Source organism: Lysinibacillus sp. NPDC093692 (genome assembly GCF_050280125.1).
Lineage (GTDB): Bacteria > Bacillota > Bacilli > Bacillales_A > Planococcaceae > Lysinibacillus.
This window is the reverse complement of sequence record NZ_JBNNUW010000023.1, coordinates 28,701-47,753: the sequence shown is the minus strand read 5'-3', so window position 1 is coordinate 47,753 and position 19,053 is coordinate 28,701. Positions and strand designations below refer to the sequence as shown.

Sequence of the window (19,053 nt, the reverse complement as noted above, 5' to 3'; positions counted from 1 at the left end):
ATTCACATGACAAGTGAAGTTCAACAAAAAGGAAAGCTGGCTAAGGCTGCAAGCTATATTTTAAATATTAAAACAACTTGCGAGAAAAATGAGGCTCTCACAAAAATTGCTGAGCAATTACTAATCGACCAAGATATGATCATTGCTGAAAATGCAAAGGATTTAGCAAATGGCGAGACACAAGGAATGCCCGCTTCTACCCTCGATCGCATCATGCTAAACAAAGAACGAGTAGAGGCAATGTCAAGTGCTATCCACTTACTAGTTGAATTAAATGATCCAGTAGGTAGTCTCTTAGAGCGAATAGAAAAAGATAATGGATTACTAATTGAAAAGCGCCTAGTACCAATTGGCGTTATCGGGATGATTTACGAAGCACGCCCTAATGTAACAGTAGATGCTGCAACATTATCATTAAAAACAGGCAATGCAGTCATTTTACGCGGTAGCTCTTCTGCTAAATTTTCGAATGTAGCGCTAGTGGCAAGTATTCATCGTGCACTTAGCAAAACGTCTATCCCTGCGGACACTGTGCAATTAATCGAGGATACAAATCGCGAAACTGTCAAAGAATTATTCCATTTAAAAGAATACTTAGATGTTTTAATTCCTCGTGGCGGAAAGGCACTTATTGATTTAGTAGTAAATGAAGCCACTGTACCAGTACTAGAAACAGGTGCTGGCAACTGTCATATTTATGTAGACCAAACGGCCGATTACTTAAAAACAGAAAAGATTTGCATCAATGCAAAAACTCAGCGCCCTTCTGTTTGTAATGCCGCAGAAAGCTTACTTATTCATCCTGAATGGTTTCATGAGCACGGCAAACAGCTACTAAGTGCTATACATCAAGCTGGTGTGACAATTATCGGCGATGATACTGTCTGTCAAGCTCTTGATTTCGCGCAACTAGCAACTGTAGAAGACTATGCAACTGAATATTTAGATTTAAAAATTAGCGTTAAAATTGTGGAAAACGTTTATGAAGCAATTGAGCACATTAATAAATACGGCACTAACCACTCTGAAGCCATCATGACAGAGGATCAGTTATCAGCAGATACTTTCTTACATAGCGTAGATGCTGCCGCTGTTTATCACAATGCCTCCACTCGCTTCACAGACGGCTTTGAATTTGGCTACGGTGCAGAAATCGGCATTAGTACGCAAAAATTACATGCTCGAGGACCAATGGGGTTACCTGCGTTAACATCTACAAAGTATTTCATTCACGGTAACGGCCAAATCCGAGAATAATTGTAGAACAATGAAGCCGACAGTTGACGTACGTACACTGTCGGCTTTCTTCGCTTATTTTATGAAGTTTTAAGATTGAAAGATTTGTAGAAGGGGCGGGGCGAAATAAACGTTAAGTCTCCCCTACTTTCTCAAGCGTCAAAAATTTTAATAGAAAGAAGGTTTTATATGAACATTTCAGCGATTATCAAACTAACTGTTTCAATGGCCCTTTTTGGCTCTATTGGATTTTTCACCGTTCATACGGGCGTACCTGCAATCGAGCTAGTATTTATTAGATGTATTTGCGCCACCCTCTTCCTTGGCGGTATGTGGCTTATCACTGGTGGGCATAAGACGGAAAAATGGGATAAAAAAGAAATATTACGTACACTTCTATGCGGTGTCTTTATTGTCTTAAACTGGGTATTTTTATTTAAAGCCTTTGAAGAGATGTCGATTTCCATTGCGATTTCTATTTATAATTTAGCACCAATATTCGTATTAATTTTTGGCGCATTGTTTTTAAAAGAAAAAATGACTATTCAAGCTTTACTAGCAACACTAACTTGTTTTATCGGCAGTATGTTTATTATTGGTTTAAATAATTTTATGTCCCTCTCTGAATTTATGAAATCAGGCTTTATATGGGCATTACTGTCTGCATTGTTTTACGCATTTACGATGTTAACAAGTAAAACGATCACAAAGCTTAGCTCCTACGCATTAACATATATCCAAACAACGGTCGGAATTATCATACTATTGCCATTTGTTAATTTTTCATTATTTGAAAGCTTAACGACTACAAACTGGCTATATATTTTAGGAACAGGTTTTATTCATACAGGATTTGTTTACTATTTATTTTTTGATAGTATTCGTAGCCTCTCTACCATACTAGTTTCAGTATTAGTATTTGTTGACCCTGTTGTGGCAATATTGCTTGATATGCTGTTACTTGATTTTATGCCGAGCTTTATGCAAACAGCTGGTATTGTATTAATTTTTGGCGGTATTTTCTACACTATTTACGTACCAAAGAAAAAGCGAATGCCTCGTAGCGAAAGCGAAGCGTCAGCTACGGAACCCCCCTACCTTTAAAGGTGAATGTGGTGTGGTTCGGATATCTAAACAACTGCTGAAATAAGGAATTCAGTCTAAGTATGTGAGGGCAAGATGACGGAACGATCGTGCTGAGCGACGGATTCAAATACAACAGACAGAAACGACTGGCTTAACGACGGATACAATGCGCATAGCGAAGGAAGGGTCCAGCTGAGTGACAGATAGAAAAGGCAAAACGACGGAAAGCCACGCCTTATGGCAATTTTTTCTGTGCGACAGCACCAATTACCAGGCGAAATTGATATAAAGGAGGTTTTTCCATGAGTAAACTTTATGCAATTGGTGAATTATTAATTGATTTTACATCTACTGAACAAAATGCCTCCCTTGCTGCAGTTGAGCAATTTACTAAAAATGCTGGTGGAGCCCCTGCCAATGTTGCAGCTGTTTGTGCAAAGCTTGAGCAACAAGCAGCCCTCATTACACAAGTAGGTCAGGATGCTTTTGGAGATTTTCTAGTAGAAACATTAAAAAATGCCGATGTCGATACGAACTATATTGTTCAAACTATTGAGGGTGAAACAAGTCTAGCCTTTGTTTCACTGACAAGTGATGGAGCCCGAGATTTCTTATTTTATCGCCGCCACGCAGCAGATTTACAATACAACAAAGAGCAACTGCCACCTAATCTTTTAACAGATAAAGATATTCTTCATTTTTGTTCAGTTAATTTAGTGGAAAGCCCAATGAAACATGCACATGTGGCCCTGATAGAACAGGCTCATCAGGCAGGGAGTCTTGTTTCTTTTGATCCAAATGTTCGCTTGCCACTTTGGAATGATGTGAAGGCATGTCGTCAAACGATTTTAGAATTTTTACCAAAGGCCCATATCGTTAAATTGTCCGAGGAGGAGCTTTTATTTTTAACAGCGATTGAGGATGAAGAAACAGCCGTCCATTCATTATTTCAAGGGAAAGTAAAAGTACTTATCATTACTCGTGGAGCAGAAGGTGCAAGTCTTAATACGAAAAATCTTCATATTAAAGTACCCGCTGACAAGGTTCATGCGATTGATACAACTGGAGCGGGTGATGCCTTCATCGGTGCATTGTTAGCCATTCTCCTTAGCAAGCAGATTACAGCAAACAATCTAATCGATTATTGTCAGCAGCATGCTACCTCCCTCCTTACATTCGCGAATAGCTATGCAGGCGCTTCGACAGAAAAATATGGGGCCATTGCATCTTACCTCACTAAACAAGAATTGCTATTTAAAGACAATCAGTTCCTTTGAAAATTTCGAAACTTATGAAGAGGAACTCCGATGAAATCTATTACAAAAAAAACGAACAAAAGCATTTCTAATTGATTTGGTAATTTCACAGCTGGAGTTTTGAAACGGATGGTATATCGTGACTCAATTAGCTCATTCGATTACTTGAAAAATCCAGAATCGTTCGAACAACAAAACGGACAACTTCGTCCTCACGATAGCTTCTCAGGTACTGTTGTAAAAGAAATCTAGCAAAATAAGGCTGCTCGAAATATACTTTGGGCAGCTTGTTTTAATATAAGGAGCGGATATATTTGAATTTGGATTATGTTGTGAAGATTTTACTTGAAAGTCTAAAAGATGATCAATATATTGAAGCTGTATTTTTAAGAGGATCTATGGCTAGAGAGGAGCATGATGAATTTTCAGATATCGATATGTATTGCGTTGTGAAGGAAGAAAATATTGAAGCATTTTTACCCAATCGCAAGAAGCATATTGAAACTTATATGAAAACATTATTCGTTGATGAAATTTATATTTTTGCCCCGCAGCTACTAGCCGTATATGAAGATATGATTCATATCGATTTATTTACCTTATCACCCTCTGAAATAAGTGATAAAGATGCCCATCAATTATGACTCGGCATAATTGCGTCCGGAATCGGATTTGTGCTTGCACAAAGAACCCCTTACCGATTCTGTGACATCCGCCGGAGGCTTTAACTTCTTTCAGTAAATGTTTGGACACTCGCTGAAAGCAGTTAAAATATTATTTGATCCGAATAGAATCCTTACAGCTAAACAGAAAAAAACACTTTGTCATTAACGCCTCTTGAATTTCAAGATGCAATAGATGATACTGTTTGGTATTTGTATCAATATTATTGGAGTGCTAAACGTGAAAATGAGATTTGGTGCGTTCATTTACTGCGGAATAGTTTAGAACATTTCGCTAAAGTACTCCTGCATAAATATTGCCCTGAACGAGCTGTACTTGGACTTAAAGCGCTAGATAAATCTTTACCCACTGACCCATTAAATGAGATAGTCCATATCATGAATTGTATGAGCCTTGAGACACATGAGGTCGCCGTTAAGAAATTAGTGAACGCCTTTAATAATGAATCAGATTGGATATTTGCAAATGCGCCGAATAAAGAAAAAATAAGAGAGCTATTGTAATCAATTATGCCTCGACATAATTGCGTCCGGAATCTGCGTTATGCTTAGGCCTGCGATGTTTTTTGTGCGAAAGCGCAGTGCTAACGTGGCGTTCTCAGACTGAGTTCCTCTATTTCAGCGGGTGTTTGGAAACCCGCTGAAAGAAGTTAAAACAAAATAGCAAACTAATAAAACCTAGTTTGCTATTTTATAATAAATAATGAATACTCTACGCCTTATGAAATTGTTTTTTCATTAAAATATGCGGGATGCCACAATCCATAAATTCTTCACCTTCACGTTTATAGCCTAATTTTTCATAAAAGCCTTCTGCATAAGATTGCGCGTTTAATTTTGATTTTGCTAAACCTTTTTCAAGTGCTATTTCCTCTAAACGTTGGATAATTACTTTACCTAAACCAAATTTGCGGAATTCTATTAATATACATATACGCTCTAGTTTGCCATAGCCATCAACAACTCGTAGTCTGCCAGTACCAACAGGTTGATCGTTATAGTACACAAGAATATGATCACATGCTGCATCTAGCGTGTCGAACTCATCAAATTCTTCTTCCTCTGGCACCTTTTGCTCCTCAATAAAAACTTTTTGACGAATCGCAAACGCTGTTTGTAAATCTTTTTCATCTGTAATTTTTTTTGTGTTCATTTTTATTCCTCCTGATTATTACTTGAATTTGGTGACCACTGGTAGAATTGTCAACTGCGCCGTTATACACCACTACGCTTCAGACTGTAAGTTTGGAAAAGAGAACCACCTGTAGATATGAAGTGAAATTTCCCTTCATGGATGATAATATATAGTATAGAGTATTTTTTGTTGCAAATACAATATATTTCGGAGGCAATCAATGAAGGAAATTTTACGAGATATTGGTGCGATTGCACGGGCACTTGATTCCATTAGTAATATTGAGTTTAAAGAACTCGATCTAACAAAGGGACAGTATTTGTATGTCACTCGCATCTGTGAAAACCCTGGTATTATTCAAGAAAAGGTTGCTGAACTATTGAAGGTAGATCGCACAACGGCCTCCCGAGCGATTCAAAAGTTGGAGACTAAAGGTTTTGTAGAAAAGCGTAGTGAAGTAGGTAACAAGAAAAACAAGCAACTTTTCCCAACAGAAAAAAGTATAAAGATTTATCCATTTTTAAAGCGAGAAGGAGACTATTCGAATGCTAGAGCATTAGATGGTTTTTCTCCTGAAGAAATGGACAGTGTTCAAGACTTTTTAGTTCGTATTCGTCAAAACATTGAAACCGATTGGGAATACGTAAAAAAAGGACATAAACGAAATTATTAAAGGCGACTCCTTGTGCTTTTCGAGCATTTGGAATCGCCTTTCTTCGCGAAGAATACCTATTTCAATACAGTTGACCATATCAAAATTGCAAACCTTTTTATGGTCTTTTCCTTCTCTCAGTCCGGTAACCCTCTAACTTTTATTCTAGTTATTATTGAAATTTTCTGATTAATCTAACATAATTATTGTACATCGAAGGGTAGGTGCTTATTTATGTCGAAACATCCTCTACTTGTACGTGATGTATTAAAGCGAAAGCATTTTGAATCTGCCAAGTTAATCGCTGGACAACAAGGACTAAATCGACAAGTACTATGGACACATATATTAGAAATTAAAAATTTTGATACTTTAATAAATGGCGGAGAGCTCATTTTAACAACTGGGGTAGGTTTACAGTTAGAGCGTGAAACACAAATCGCTTATTTGCAAAATCTTATTCGCAACGGTGCTGCAGCTCTTTGTATTGAGATTGGTGATTATTTTGATTATGTTCCTGTAGAACTGGTTGCTATGGCTAATGCTCATGATTTTCCTATCATCATTTTTGAAGAGGTTGTAAGATTTATCGATATTACGCAGGATCTACATACTTACATTATTAATCAGCATCAGCAAGCATTAACACAGCTTGATGCGATTTCAAAGACTTTTATGGAATTGTCGTTAATGCCAAATGGAATTTTAAAAATTTTACAGGTGCTTTATCAAGATACAGATGCATTATTTTTATTTGTCTCCGAAGATACAAAAAGCTTTTATTATCCAATAGAAGCCAAAAAGTATTTACAAATTTTAGAGGACCACTGTCAGCAATTAGAATTACAAGAACCCCTTCAACTTCTATCCATTGACAACTATCATTTCGTCATCATTCCGGTCAATGGACTTGGACAAGTATGGGGTTATTTATGTATGCATTCTGTACTGCCGAAGCCAAGCGACTATACATTGTTAAATCTTGAACGTGCAACGATGTCTATTGCTCAAATCTTAATGCGCAATCGAATGCTACAGGAACGCAAGCAAAGCCGAGAGGATGAATTTATCCTCTCCTTAATACAAGGTCAGCCTATTGATTTTCAATATTATCAAAGCTTTTTGCCAATGGAAAGTCGCAACTTATTTTATCGTGTCATCGTATTTACTATTCTTGATTATGCCGATACTTTTACAGAGGAAGACTGGCAAGAAATCCAGCTGCAAAATGTCATGTTTGTTCGTTCCATCCTAAAAAAACTTGGCTTCTTCCCTACCGTTTCGGTTCGACAGCATGAAATAATTATCCTTGCGTTTTATATTGCAGCAGATGATATGGAAAAAAATCGTGACCCATTTAATCAAGCTATAAAGCAGATTATTGCCCGAAAAACGCCACAGCTTTTCGAGCAAATAACCCTTACCTTTGGCATTAGTAATGTTTATCAATCCATTAATAGTGTACATCAAGGCTATAAGGAAGCAAAAACAACTATTCAAATGCAACATAATGAACTTGCTTCTTCTATTTACTTCAAGGATTTAGGTGTATACAGATTGTTATTACATCAGGATCATGTCGCACTTTTGCAATATGTTAAAGATTATTTACAAGAAATACTGTTAATTGATCAAAAAAACGGTAATGATCTTTATCAAACGCTCTGTGTATATTTAGCATGCAATGGTGCCAAAAATGATACAGCTGAACAATTATTTATTGTCCGCCAAACACTCTATAAACGCATTGAACGACTAGAAAATATTTTTGGTGCTGACTTTTTACAAGCCCCTCATCGTCTCAATATAGAAATAGCGGTGAAGGCCTATGATTTATTGAAAAAAACAGCCCCGGATATTTTACGCTTTTGAACGCGGATCCATAAAATCGCGCAACGCATTGCTAAGCATATACAAACCTAATACAAGTACTGTAATAGCTCCGCCTGGCGCATAAGTGTACCATGGGGCTCCCACTAAATAGGCTTGTGAATCTTTTAACATTCGTCCCCAACTAGGGTTTGGTGGCTGCACACCAAGCCCTAAATAACTAAGTGCCGCCTCCGCAAGCATCGCAGTCGCAAAGGTCACAGTGGCAGCGACGATAATTTGCGATGAAATATTAGGTAATATATGACGAAACATAATGCTATAAGGTTTTACACCAATTAACTTTGCTGCTAAAACATATTCAGTGTCACGATGTTGGACGAAACCACCACGTGTAATTCTAGCAATGGCCGGTATGGCAATAATGCCTAATGCAATAGCCGTATTAACAATTCCCGGCCCAAATACCGCTACGAGCATTAAAGCTAGTATAATTCCCGGAAAGGCCATTAATGCATCCATCATGCGCATAAAAATTTCATCGATCCAGCCACCTACATACCCCGCTATACCACCAATTAAAATACCAAAAATTGTTCCGATAAATACCGTCAGTAAACCGACTGCAAATGCCGTTTGTGTTCCTTTCATAATACGGCTAAAAATATCACGACCAAATTCATCCGTTCCAAATAGATAATCACTACTTGGGCTACGTAATTTTTGGGGTATATTCATCGAGTTCACATCATGAGGTGTATAAAAAAAGCTGATTATCATGATGATTAGAAAACCGACAATGACTAGTAGACCAATGATTAAATTAATATTTTTCATGTATCTTTGTATATGTTTCATCGTATCCACCTCGCTCATCGTAATCGGATTCTAGGATCTAACACTGAATATAAAATATCGACCATAAAATTAATCATGACCACCGCAACAGTAATATACATAACGATTCCCTGTACTAATGGAAAATCACGATTACTAATAGCTGTAATGAGAAGTTGACCAACGCCGGGCAGTGAAAATACTTGCTCCACAATAATCGTTCCAGCAACAACTTCAGCCATAATCAATCCAAATACCGTTAATATTGGAATCATCGAATTTTTTAAGACATGCTTATACATAACATTTTGCTCAGACATCCCTTTACTACGAATCGTACGCACATAATCGAGCTGAACTTGCTCTAAAATTGACGTACGAACATAGCGGAAATTGACCGCAATTTGTGGAATAGCAATTGTTAACGCCGGGAGAACGAGTGTACTTAACGCTCCTGCTACACTTTGCGTCCACGGAATATAGCCACTTATTTTAAAGAAGCTAAACTGCAGTCCAACATATAAAATGAGAATCATTCCTAGCCAGAAAGAAGGAATGGCCATTCCAACTTGCGTCACTGTAGACAACGACATATCACTAAACTTATTTTGTCTTCTCGCCGCAAACATCCCCAACGGTAAGGAAATGAGTAACACAATTACGAGGGTGAGCCCAGCTAATGACATCGTTACAGGTAGTCTATCAAACAGTAAGTCTTTTACGGGCATTGAAAAACGAATAGAATTTCCTAATTCCCCTGTTAATAATCCCTTCACCCAATCTGTATATTGCTCATAAAGGGGGCGATTCAAGCCAAGCTCTGATCGCAAATTTTCAATTTGTGTGGGATCCGCTTCAGTACCTAACATCGTCTGAACCGGATCACCAGGTAAAATTTGAAAAACACCAAATGTAATTATCGACACTAGAAGGATAGTAGTTATTAACAGGATGAACCGACGTATTATATACATCATCAAGCACTCATCCCTTTCTAGTTAGAAATTTTCACCTCAGACATATCGTGGAACCAGAATGGGTAGTTCTTTAATCCAGTAACTTGCTTCTTAGAGCCCCAAACAATTTGATAATCTGCGATATATACCGCTGCTGCCTGCTCAGCTAAAATTTCCTGTGCACGATGATAATAGTCAATTTGCTTCGCCTGATCTCTTTCCTTTAAAACGTCTACCATAATTTTATCGTATTCATCATTTTTAAATTTGAAGAAGTTTTCACTATCATTAGTTGAAATGTAATCATTTATAATTTCATAAGCAGAAGCACGACCCGTTAAATCGATTGTTGTCATTTGATAGTCGCGACCAAAGTAAACTCGGTCTAGCCAAATTCCCCATTCTACAACCTCAATTTCTACATCAATGCCAATTTCCTTTAAATTATCCGCAACGATTTGCGCGATATTTGAATAAATATCATTATGCGAAGATACTGTAATTTTCGTTTTAAAGCCTTTAGGATAGCCCGCTTCTGTTAATAATGCTTTAGCTTTTTCCACATCACGCTTATACATATCTTCTAAGCCTTTCTTCTGATAGTCCCCCATCGCTGGACTCATGTTTGAACCAAGTGGTACAGCATAACCTGCAAACACTGAGTCAATAATATCGGACTTACTAATCGCGTAGTTAATTGCCTGACGGACCTTTACATTATCAAAAGGTGCTTTCGTTTCATTAAATGTAACGATTAATGATGAGTTATTATTTTGATGAGATAAGTTATAATTACCTTCTACTTCACTTACACGTTGCCACGGAACACTCGTTAAATCGACTTCATTGGCCATTAAACTCATAATCGCTGCTTGATCATCCGATTGGAAGGTAAACGTCACTTTATTCAAGTATGGTAACCCTTCCTTCCAGTAGTTTTCATTTTTCTTCAGTTCTAAATTTGTACCCGGTGAGTATTTTACATATGCAAATGGTCCAGTACCTATTGGGTTTTCATTATGCTTTCCATCATTGCTTTTTGGTAAGATAGCTGATTGACGTGCTGTTAATGAATATAAGAAGTTGGAGTTTGGCTCCTTTAGCTTAATCACAAATGTATTGGCATCTGGTGCTTCCGTTGACGCAACATTATCAAAGCTATTTGACATCTTTTCGCCGCCGTTTTTCCCCATTAAACGATCAAATGAATACTGAATATCCTCAACAGTTAAATCCCCACCATTATGGAATTTCACACTCGGACGAATTTTAAATGTATAAGTTAAACCATCCTCAGATACTTGATAGCTCTCGGCTAGACCTTCTTTTAAAGTACCATCTGTTTCTGGTGCCATCAGTCCTTCAAAAATATTAAGAATCATTTGGTACGATATAGACGCTGTTGCTTTATGTGGATCTAAAAAATCTGGGTCGTCATTTATACGTACTACGATTTCTTGTGGTAAATCCGCTACTGTCTTTCCACTAGTACTTGCATTCTTTTTATCATCACTTGAACAGGCACTCATTAGTAAAACGACTATCATTGTCAATAACAGCAACGACCAATTGTTCTTTAGTCTCATGTCATTTCCCCCTATTCTCTATGTGCTCATTATTTGAATGCTTTTATAGCTTTCTACTTCAACTAATTTATCAGCAGCTTTAATGCCAGTAATGATCGCTTCTTCCATGACTCTTGTAGCCATATGGCCCAAATAATCCACCGGAAATCTTTTATCCCCTGTACCAAGCACGAAAATTGTATCTCCATCCAGCATTGTGTGTACTGGATAAATTGTCCGTGCAAGAGCATTTTGTGTAAGCTGGGCTATTTTTTTCGCCTCTGCTTTTGTCAGCTTGGCATTCACTGCAACGACACCGATTGTCGTATTCGTACCAGAAAATGCTTCCGATTGCACATGCTCCTCTAAATACGTACAGCAATCCATCCATTCCCCTGTTTTCGGATCCCTTGCTCCTGCTAGCGTTTCTCTTGTAGTAGGATCTTTCACATCTCCAACAGCATTGACAGCAACAATGGCACCCACTACAACATCCTCTTTGCCAGCTATAGAGGCGCTGCCTAGTCCCCCTTTCATACAATATTGAGGGCCCGCCAATTTTCCTACAGTCGCACCATAACCAACCCCTGTATTCCCATTTGCAAATGGACCAACAACCGCACTTTTAGCGGCTTCATAGCCCATTGGAGCAGTAGGTCTTGTCTTTGGATCACCGATAAATAAATCGAACAGCACCGCACTAGGAACAATTGGAATTGTAGCAACACCTGCCTGTACGCCAACACCCCGCTCCTCTAGAAATTGCATGACTCCTGTCGCAGCATCCAATCCATATGCGCTTCCTCCAGATAGGCAAATCCCATGCACATGCTCAATTTCGTTAATAGGATCAAGTGCATCAGTTTCTCGAGTGCCCGGCGCTGAGCCTCTTACATCGACACCGCACACCGCACCACTTTCCACTAAAATCGCTGTACAGCCTGTAATTCCTTCACTATTTTCTGCATGCCCTACTTTAACTCCAGGCACATCTGTAATATTTCCAAACATCATACACACCTCACTTCGCAAAGACTGATTTTTCAGTCTATTTATCATATAAAAAGCAAGCTACCCGTTGATGGTTATTTTCTTCCTGAAGCTCTGGCCGTTCCTGATGACATCTGTCCATCACATAGGGACAACGTGTATGAAACACACAGCCTACAGGAGGGTTCATCGGGCTTGGCAATTCACCCTGTAACGGTATTTCTTGTTTCGGCTCATCAAAATTGATCACTGGAATGGCGGATAGCAACGCCTGCGTATATGGGTGCAGAGGATTTGCATATAATTCTTTCTTCGCGCCAATTTCCACTACCCTCCCCAAATACAACACAGCTACTCGATCGCTAATATGTTTTACAACACTTAAATCATGGGAAATAAATAAATAGGTCAAATGAAATTCATCCTGTAAATCCATCATTAAATTCAATACCTGTGACTGCACCGAAACATCTAATGCAGATACAGGTTCGTCTGCAATAATGAACTCTGGATGAATAGCAAGAGCCCGCGCAATACCGATTCGTTGTCTTTGGCCCCCGGAAAATTCATGCGGGAACTTTTGCATAGCATCCTCTGGTAAACCTACCTTGTGTAAAAGCTCCTTTACACGTTCTTTGCGCTGCTCTTTCGTTAATGTAAATTGCAGCTTCATCGGCTCTTCGATAATGGCACCTATTCGCATACGAGGATTTAGTGATGCAAACGGATCCTGAAAAATCATTTGCATTTGATTTCGATAAGTTTGTAGTTTACTTCCCTTTAACTGCTGAATAGGCTGTCCTTTATATATAATTTCTCCGTCCGTCGGTTCAACGAGTTTTAAAATAGTTCGTCCAAACGTCGATTTTCCGGAGCCGGATTCTCCTACGATCCCAAGCGTCTCACCTCGGAAAATTTCTAGAGAAATGTCATCGACTGCTTTAATGACCTTTTTCTCTTCCTTCATCGACTTACGTTTTACAGGAAAGTACGCTTTTAAATGTTTTATTTCAAGCAAGGCTTCTTTCTTCGTCATGATCATGCGCCCCTTTCTCTGAAAATAAATGACAGCGTACTTTATGCTCGTCTTGAATATGGATTGCCTCAGGTTGCACGTCACGGCATTGTGCCATCACAAATGGACAGCGTGATGCAAAACGGCAGCCTTCTGGTAACGCATAAGCTGGTGGAACAGTTCCTGGAATTGACGGCAATCGTTTAACATCTGTCTCTAGATTAGGCATTGTTTTCAAAAGAGCCGTTGTATATGGATGCTTTGGATTCATAAAAAGCTCTCGCACTGGCGCTTCTTCTACAATCTGTCCGGCATACATAACTAGAACGCGATCTGCCGTTTCTGCTACAACGCTCATATCATGTGTAATAAATAATATAGCCGATTGATGTTCTTCCTTCATCTTCATCATAAGCTTTAAAATTTGAGCCTGTACTGTTACATCAAGTGCCGTTGTTGGCTCATCAGCAATTAACAGTTGAGGATTATTGGACATTGCAATCGCAATCATGACACGTTGGCGCATACCACCTGATAATTGGTGTGGATATTCGGCAATCACCTTCTCTGCATTAGCAATACCCACTTCTTTTAAAAGCTGCAGAGATTTGTCCCGCGCTTCCTTTTTTGATATCCTTTGATGTCTACGAATGCCTTCTATCATTTGATTACCGATTGTAAAGACAGGATCTAATGATGTCATCGGCTCTTGAAAAATCATACTAACTTCATTGCCTCTTATATTGCTCATCTCTTTATTTTTAAAGTCTAAGAGATTTTTACCATTAAGTTTAATGGTACCAGCTGTAATTTCTCCTGGTGGAATAGGCAGTAATCGCATAATTGATAACGATGTAATACTTTTACCGCTTCCAGACTCACCTACAAGCGCAACCGTTTCTCCCTTACGAATCGTAAAGCTCACATCATCGACCACTTTTGCCTGCTTACCATTTTTTAAATGGAATTTTATTTTTAAATGTTTTACCTCTAAGAGCACCTGATTTTCTTTTGGCTGATCCATATGCATCCCTCCATCTCACATTTCATTACATTTGATTAGGTGGTGCATAGCGTATTGCAATATTTTTCATTTGCGTATAATTTCTCAACGCGACAAAACCTTTTTCTCGTCCAATGCCACTCTTTTTATAGCCACCAAACGGCATTTGAATTCCGCCTGCTGCTCCATAGTTATTAACAAACACTTGTCCAGCTTTTACACGACTTGCAACATAATGTGCAGTATCCAAATCCTTCGACCAAACGCCTGCAACTAATCCGTAATCTGTACTATTCGCCAAGGTAATTGCTTCATCAACCGTCGTAAACGTAAAGACTGTTAACACCGGTCCGAAAATTTCCTCCTGCGCGAGTGGATCGTTAGCTTCTACTCCAGCTAGTATTGTTGGCTCAATATAATAGCCCTGTTCATAGCCTTTAATCGTCAGAGTTTCACCACCAGTAACTACGTAGCCATCCTCTTTCGCCTTTTGCAGTAGTGTTGAAATCTTCATATATTGTCGTTCATTTAGAAGTGGGCCCATATCAGCGTCTGCTTCACCAGGACCAACTTTTAATGCCTGAAATTTTTGTACTAATTGTGCCATGAATTTTTCTTTGGCACGCTCTTCAATTAGGAGTCTGGCTCCTGCCGAGCATGTTTGTCCGGCATTCTGAATAATGGCACGTACAACTCCTTCAAGCGCTTGCTCCATGTTGGCATCTGAAAAAACAATATTTGGAGACTTTCCACCAAGCTCTAATGTTACAGGGACAACATTCTCAGCCGCTGACTTCATCACCTCAATGCCTGTTGGAACAGAGCCTGTAAACGTAATATGATTGATATCAGGATGGGAAGTTAAATACGGTCCAACATCACGACCTAAACCTGTAATATGCTGAAAGATACCTTTTGGCACTTTATCCACAAACCATTCCGTTATAGCGTGTGTAGTTAATGGCGTATCCTCCGCACTTTTAACAATTACAGCATTGCCAGTAGCAATTGCTGCTGCTACACTTCTTGCCGTAATTTGAATAGGGTAATTCCAAGGCACGATATGTACGGTAATACCTACAGGCTCTAACACTACCGCATTTAAAATGCCGTCTTCAATAGGAATCGTATCCCCCATTACTTTATCAGCAGCTCCACCATAAAACTCAAAATAGCGGGCTGCCGCTTCAATATCGGCCCTTGCTTGAGTTAACGGCTTTCCAACATCACGACATTCTAACAAACTCCATTCCTCTGCATGCAGACGTATATAGCGGGCAAGTTCAATAAGTAGCTGCCCACGTTCATAAGCCTTTATTTGCCGCCACTCTTCCCTTTCAAATGCTACACGCGCAGCGCGTACAGCCTCGTCAACATGGATTTTATTCGCATTCGTAATTTGGGCAATGACTTCACCAGTAGAAGGGTTCATGACATCCAATAATGCTTCTATATCACCATGTATCCACTCACCATTTATCAACATTGGAATTCTCTTCACGCGTATCCCTCCTATAATCCACGACCACCGTCTACATGTAATGTCGTTCCTGTAACCATGCTTGCTGCATCAGAAAGTAAATAACTTACTGCTCCAGCAATGTCTGATGGATTCACTAATCGTCCAAGTGGGACCGATTGAACAAAGACACTCTGCTTAGTTTGCTCGACGTCCGCTCCTTGTGCCGTAAATTGAGAAAGCATCTGCGTATCGGCTGGCCCTGGGTGAATCGTATTCACACGTATTTGGAACGGAGCTAGCTCAATAGCCAAACCACGTGTAAAACTCTCCGCCGCCCCTTTAGATGCAATATAAGATTGTAAACCTGGGCGTGGTCGTACTGCAGAAATGGAAGCGATTGTGACAATTGAGCCCTTTAGCCGCTCCTTCATATAAGGAACGACTGCCTTTGTTGTAATAAATAAGCTTTTAACATTGACATCCATTAAGCGGTTCCACTCGGCCATCGTTACTTGCTCAATCGGTTTTGCTGCCTGCGCTATACCAAGTGCATTGACAAGTCCATCAATCCGTCCATACTCGTCAAAAATTTGTTTGAATACTTCGTTCACACGCTCCTCTTGCAAGACATTGACCTCAAAGCATCGCAAGGTATCGTGCGCTAAATCGCTTAGAGAAGCTACTGATAAATCAAGCCCTACAGCAATATTGCCCTTTGCAAGCTGTTCTTGAATAATGGCTTTTCCCATACCACCACCAGCACCTGTAACGATGATGACCTTTTGCTCTACTGTCATGCTATACACCCCTTGCTGCTAAATTCATTTTGATAATCTCCTGACAAATCGCATCACCCATTTGTGCGGTTGTCGCCTGTCCACCAATATCTGCGGTTTTTACAGCCCCTTCTCGAAGTACCGTCTCAATCGCACTTACAATTAGCATTTCTAAATCGGATCTCCCTATATGTCCAAGTAACAAAGCAAGTGACCAAATTTGTGCAATTGGGTTTGCTATGCCCTTTCCTGCAATATTTGGTGCTGACCCATGCACAGGCTCAAACATAGAGGGGAATTCCTTTTCTGGATTTAAATTAGCTGACGGTGACAGCCCAAGACCACCAACGATGGCTGATCCTAAATCTGATAAAATGTCTCCGAATAAATTGGAGGCCACAACTACCTGAAAATCTTGCGGTCGTTCCACGAAATAAGCTACTAAAGCGTCGATATAGATAGATTCTAACTCTAGTGCTGGTGAGCTTTGTGCAACAATTCTTCTAGCATGCTCATCCCAAAACTTCATTGAATGAATAATAGCATTCGATTTTGTCGCGCTCGTAATTTTTGTTTTGCCATTTTTATAGGCATAATCACACGCGGCTTGGACAATTTTTTCAATCCCGATACGTGTCATAATCGTATTTTGAATCGTCATTTCCTGTGGCTGACGATGATAAATTCGCCCACCACTATCGGAATATTCCCCCTCTGCATTTTCACGGAAGATTACAAAATCAATATCCCTTCCATTAGCAAGTGGTGAGGCTATGCCAGGTAGTGATTTGATCGGACGAAAATTAACATATTGCTGAAAGCTTTTTCGTATCGGCATAATTAATTCCCATACTGTCACGTCATCAGGAACACGAGCATCTCCAATAGCCCCGAATAATATCGCATCAAATTCTTTTAATTTGTCTAATGCGTTACTTGGCATCATTCGACCGTGCTTGAGATAATAATCTGAGCTCCAAGGAAAAATAGTTGTGTCTATTTGTAAAGTAGAATCATGTTCCTGAAGAGTATTTAGTACCTTTAATGCTTCCTCCATAACTTCCTTCCCAATACCATCCCCTGGAATAACTGCAATTTTTGTGTGAGTCAATGTGCATCACCTACTAAAAACTTTAATGCTGCTAAACGGTAAATGGCTGTAGTTTCTGCTAATTCTTCGATATCGACATATTCGTCAATTTGGTGGGGCATATCACGATCACCCGCTCCAACGGTAACGATCGGTACCCCATGCACATGTAGGAAAGTTCCATCTGTAGCCCCTGGGACACCGTTATATTTCGGCTCTTTTTCCGTTACCTCAGCGACTGCCTCATAAATGGCTTGTACAACAGGCTCCTCCTTCGCTGTTGCTGTTGCAGGGCGATTATCAAGCACTGTTAACTCAACTTTAAAATCCGGATCATCTGCTTGCAGGCGTTTAATAATCGCCTCAATTTTACCGAGAAGCTCATCGTGATCCTGTGCAGGAACTGTACGGATATCAAGTGTCGTCATACAATGATCAGGAATGACATTAATTTGCGCATCTCCTATTACAGGCGCGCGTAAAATCGTTGGTGTAATAGATGGCCAATTAAGCATCGGATCACGTCCTAAACGTGCCTGCTCTTCTTTTTCCAATTTTTCAAGCTCTACGATAAAACGTGCCATGCGCCAGTTCGGATTAATGCCACTCCAAGAAATCGCACCGTGCGCCATTTTACCGAAAACATCCACTTTCAAGCGTATTGCCCCACGCTGTGCGATACAAACGTTGTTTTCCTCTGGCTCACATATAATTGCTCCATCCACATCATCTGCCCAGCCATTTTTTATAAAATGTTTAATACCAAGCATTAGCCCTTCTTCATCACATGGAATACATAAAATAATCTTGCCTGTAAATTCCTCCTGATCCAGTAACAACGACTGACAAGCTGTAATCATACACGCAAGATTTCCTTTTGTATCATTTGTGCCTCGGCCATACATTCGGCCATCAATAATTTCTGCGCCGAACGGGTCGTACGTCCACGCTTTACGATTCCCTTCCGTCACGACATCTGTGTGTCCTTCAAAGAGGAGTGTTTTTCCTGGCTTACCCGAATCAATAATACCAATGACATTCGGTCGACCTGGCACAACCTCCTCAACATGTGTTTCAATCCCTATATCACGTAAATATTGAGCGACATAATTTGCGACCTCTTGTTCATTGCCATTTGGGTCATCTTCCCGGTAAACACTTTCTATACGTACTAGCTTTTGTGTAAGCTCAATAACTGCTCCGCGGTCACGTATATAAGATTCCGTTGTCTTTAAACTAGTTACTGTCATTCATAAGCCCTCCTTTTATAGAAAATTCTAGAGATCAATTATGCCTCGGCATAATTGCGTCCAGAATCGGCTTTGTGCAAGCACAAAGAACTCTTTTCCGATTCCGTGACATCCGCCGGAAGCTTAGACCAACAAACCAACCGTTTTCTGCGAAAGCGCAGTGCTAACGTAGCGTCATCAACAACATGATGTTGGTCACTCAGTCGTGTGTTGTTGTTGTCGCTCCGCTTT

General features: G+C 39.6%; 19 protein-coding genes. 8 read left to right on the top strand and 11 right to left on the bottom strand.

Annotated features, from left to right (window positions below; genetic code table 11):
* Positions 1–6: 6 nt before the first annotated feature.
* The 6 genes from ACQKN4_RS20290 (at position 7) to ACQKN4_RS20265 (ending at position 4,765) form a co-directional block, all read left to right on the top strand.
* Entirely contained in the window at positions 7–1,257 is a 1,251-nt protein-coding gene (locus tag ACQKN4_RS20290) for a glutamate-5-semialdehyde dehydrogenase (protein WP_079560104.1), read from the top strand.
* 168 nt (positions 1,258–1,425) lie between these two features.
* The gene (locus ACQKN4_RS20285; RefSeq protein ID WP_427484647.1) at positions 1,426–2,340 is read left to right on the top strand and encodes a DMT family transporter; all 915 of its coding nucleotides are present in this window, start codon (positions 1,426–1,428) and stop codon (positions 2,338–2,340) included.
* Positions 2,341–2,624: 284 nt separating this feature from the next.
* Positions 2,625–3,599 (top strand): carbohydrate kinase family protein, encoded by a 975-nt coding sequence (locus ACQKN4_RS20280; protein WP_427484646.1) that lies wholly within the window; start codon positions 2,625–2,627, stop codon positions 3,597–3,599.
* 108 nt (positions 3,600–3,707) lie between these two features.
* Positions 3,708–3,830, top strand: a complete 123-nt coding sequence (locus ACQKN4_RS20275; protein ID WP_276207738.1) for a hypothetical protein — start codon at positions 3,708–3,710, stop codon at positions 3,828–3,830.
* A 62-nt stretch (positions 3,831–3,892) separates the two neighbouring features.
* The gene (locus ACQKN4_RS20270; RefSeq protein ID WP_427484645.1) at positions 3,893–4,222 is read left to right on the top strand and encodes a nucleotidyltransferase domain-containing protein; all 330 of its coding nucleotides are present in this window, start codon (positions 3,893–3,895) and stop codon (positions 4,220–4,222) included.
* 177 nt (positions 4,223–4,399) lie between these two features.
* Positions 4,400–4,765, top strand: a complete 366-nt coding sequence (locus tag ACQKN4_RS20265; RefSeq protein WP_427484644.1) for a hypothetical protein — start codon at positions 4,400–4,402, stop codon at positions 4,763–4,765.
* A 208-nt stretch (positions 4,766–4,973) separates the two neighbouring features.
* Here the strand turns inward: ACQKN4_RS20265 and ACQKN4_RS20260 are convergent, their stop codons facing one another.
* Positions 4,974–5,414 carry a GNAT family N-acetyltransferase gene (locus ACQKN4_RS20260; protein WP_079560099.1) on the bottom strand — a complete coding sequence of 147 codons (441 nt, stop codon included), beginning with the start codon at positions 5,412–5,414 and terminating at the stop codon, positions 4,974–4,976.
* A 202-nt stretch (positions 5,415–5,616) separates the two neighbouring features.
* On the opposite strand from ACQKN4_RS20260, the gene ACQKN4_RS20255 reads away from it, so the two are divergent.
* A complete protein-coding gene (locus ACQKN4_RS20255; protein ID WP_079560098.1) occupies positions 5,617–6,069 on the top strand; it encodes a MarR family winged helix-turn-helix transcriptional regulator in 453 nt (150 codons plus the stop codon).
* Between the two features lie 213 nt (positions 6,070–6,282).
* Positions 6,283–7,920 (top strand): PucR family transcriptional regulator, encoded by a 1,638-nt coding sequence (locus ACQKN4_RS20250; protein WP_427484643.1) that lies wholly within the window; start codon positions 6,283–6,285, stop codon positions 7,918–7,920.
* Here ACQKN4_RS20250 and ACQKN4_RS20245 read toward each other — a convergent pair.
* The 10 genes from ACQKN4_RS20245 to ACQKN4_RS20200 are packed head-to-tail and all read right to left on the bottom strand — an operon-like array spanning position 7,909 to position 18,822.
* Positions 7,909–8,736: an ABC transporter permease gene (locus ACQKN4_RS20245; RefSeq protein WP_079560096.1), complete on the bottom strand. Its 828-nt coding sequence runs from the start codon at positions 8,734–8,736 to the stop codon at positions 7,909–7,911. The genes ACQKN4_RS20250 and ACQKN4_RS20245 overlap by 12 nt on opposite strands.
* 14 nt (positions 8,737–8,750) lie before the next feature.
* Complete coding sequence (locus ACQKN4_RS20240) at positions 8,751–9,692, bottom strand: ABC transporter permease (protein WP_079560361.1); 942 nt, start codon at positions 9,690–9,692, stop codon at positions 8,751–8,753.
* Between the two features lie 17 nt (positions 9,693–9,709).
* Positions 9,710–11,257 (bottom strand): ABC transporter substrate-binding protein, encoded by a 1,548-nt coding sequence (locus tag ACQKN4_RS20235; protein WP_427484642.1) that lies wholly within the window; start codon positions 11,255–11,257, stop codon positions 9,710–9,712.
* 18 nt (positions 11,258–11,275) lie between these two features.
* A complete protein-coding gene (locus ACQKN4_RS20230) occupies positions 11,276–12,247 on the bottom strand; it encodes a P1 family peptidase (protein WP_427484678.1) in 972 nt (323 codons plus the stop codon).
* A 37-nt stretch (positions 12,248–12,284) separates the two neighbouring features.
* Positions 12,285–13,262, bottom strand: coding sequence for an ABC transporter ATP-binding protein (locus ACQKN4_RS20225; protein WP_427484641.1), 978 nt, complete (start codon positions 13,260–13,262; stop codon positions 12,285–12,287).
* Entirely contained in the window at positions 13,237–14,265 is a 1,029-nt protein-coding gene (locus tag ACQKN4_RS20220; protein WP_079560092.1) for an ABC transporter ATP-binding protein, read from the bottom strand. Before ACQKN4_RS20220 ends, ACQKN4_RS20225 begins: the two co-directional genes overlap by 26 nt.
* Before the next feature lie 25 nt (positions 14,266–14,290).
* Positions 14,291–15,745, bottom strand: a complete 1,455-nt coding sequence (locus ACQKN4_RS20215) for an aldehyde dehydrogenase family protein (protein ID WP_427484640.1) — start codon at positions 15,743–15,745, stop codon at positions 14,291–14,293.
* 11 nt (positions 15,746–15,756) lie between these two features.
* A complete protein-coding gene (locus ACQKN4_RS20210) occupies positions 15,757–16,503 on the bottom strand; it encodes an SDR family NAD(P)-dependent oxidoreductase (RefSeq protein ID WP_079560090.1) in 747 nt (248 codons plus the stop codon).
* 1 nt (position 16,504) lies between these two features.
* Complete coding sequence (locus ACQKN4_RS20205; RefSeq protein ID WP_427484639.1) at positions 16,505–17,593, bottom strand: tartrate dehydrogenase; 1,089 nt, start codon at positions 17,591–17,593, stop codon at positions 16,505–16,507.
* On the bottom strand, positions 17,590–18,822 hold the full coding sequence (locus ACQKN4_RS20200) for a M20 family metallopeptidase (RefSeq protein WP_079560088.1): 1,233 nt from the start codon (positions 18,820–18,822) through the stop codon (positions 17,590–17,592). Before ACQKN4_RS20200 ends, ACQKN4_RS20205 begins: the two co-directional genes overlap by 4 nt.
* Between the last annotated feature and the right edge of the window lie 231 nt (positions 18,823–19,053).

What these genes read in the sequence shown, in the direction of transcription:
- ACQKN4_RS20235 (WP_427484642.1), bottom strand. Translation starts at nt 11,257, where the DNA reads ATGAGACTAAAGAACAATTGGTCGTTGCTGTTATTGACAATGATAGTC.
- ACQKN4_RS20285 (WP_427484647.1), top strand. Translation starts at nt 1,426, where the DNA reads ATGAACATTTCAGCGATTATCAAACTAACTGTTTCAATGGCCCTTTTT.
- ACQKN4_RS20230 (WP_427484678.1), bottom strand. Translation starts at nt 12,247, where the DNA reads ATGTTTGGAAATATTACAGATGTGCCTGGAGTTAAAGTAGGGCATGCA.
- ACQKN4_RS20250 (WP_427484643.1), top strand. Translation starts at nt 6,283, where the DNA reads ATGTCGAAACATCCTCTACTTGTACGTGATGTATTAAAGCGAAAGCAT.
- ACQKN4_RS20280 (WP_427484646.1), top strand. Translation starts at nt 2,625, where the DNA reads ATGAGTAAACTTTATGCAATTGGTGAATTATTAATTGATTTTACATCT.
- ACQKN4_RS20255 (WP_079560098.1), top strand. Translation starts at nt 5,617, where the DNA reads ATGAAGGAAATTTTACGAGATATTGGTGCGATTGCACGGGCACTTGAT.
- ACQKN4_RS20245 (WP_079560096.1), bottom strand. Translation starts at nt 8,736, where the DNA reads ATGAAACATATACAAAGATACATGAAAAATATTAATTTAATCATTGGT.
- ACQKN4_RS20260 (WP_079560099.1), bottom strand. Translation starts at nt 5,414, where the DNA reads ATGAACACAAAAAAAATTACAGATGAAAAAGATTTACAAACAGCGTTT.
- ACQKN4_RS20200 (WP_079560088.1), bottom strand. Translation starts at nt 18,822, where the DNA reads ATGACAGTAACTAGTTTAAAGACAACGGAATCTTATATACGTGACCGC.
- ACQKN4_RS20210 (WP_079560090.1), bottom strand. Translation starts at nt 16,503, where the DNA reads ATGACAGTAGAGCAAAAGGTCATCATCGTTACAGGTGCTGGTGGTGGT.
- ACQKN4_RS20225 (WP_427484641.1), bottom strand. Translation starts at nt 13,262, where the DNA reads ATGACGAAGAAAGAAGCCTTGCTTGAAATAAAACATTTAAAAGCGTAC.
- ACQKN4_RS20290 (WP_079560104.1), top strand. Translation starts at nt 7, where the DNA reads ATGACAAGTGAAGTTCAACAAAAAGGAAAGCTGGCTAAGGCTGCAAGC.
- ACQKN4_RS20240 (WP_079560361.1), bottom strand. Translation starts at nt 9,692, where the DNA reads ATGATGTATATAATACGTCGGTTCATCCTGTTAATAACTACTATCCTT.
- ACQKN4_RS20220 (WP_079560092.1), bottom strand. Translation starts at nt 14,265, where the DNA reads ATGGATCAGCCAAAAGAAAATCAGGTGCTCTTAGAGGTAAAACATTTA.
- ACQKN4_RS20275 (WP_276207738.1), top strand. Translation starts at nt 3,708, where the DNA reads ATGGTATATCGTGACTCAATTAGCTCATTCGATTACTTGAAAAATCCA.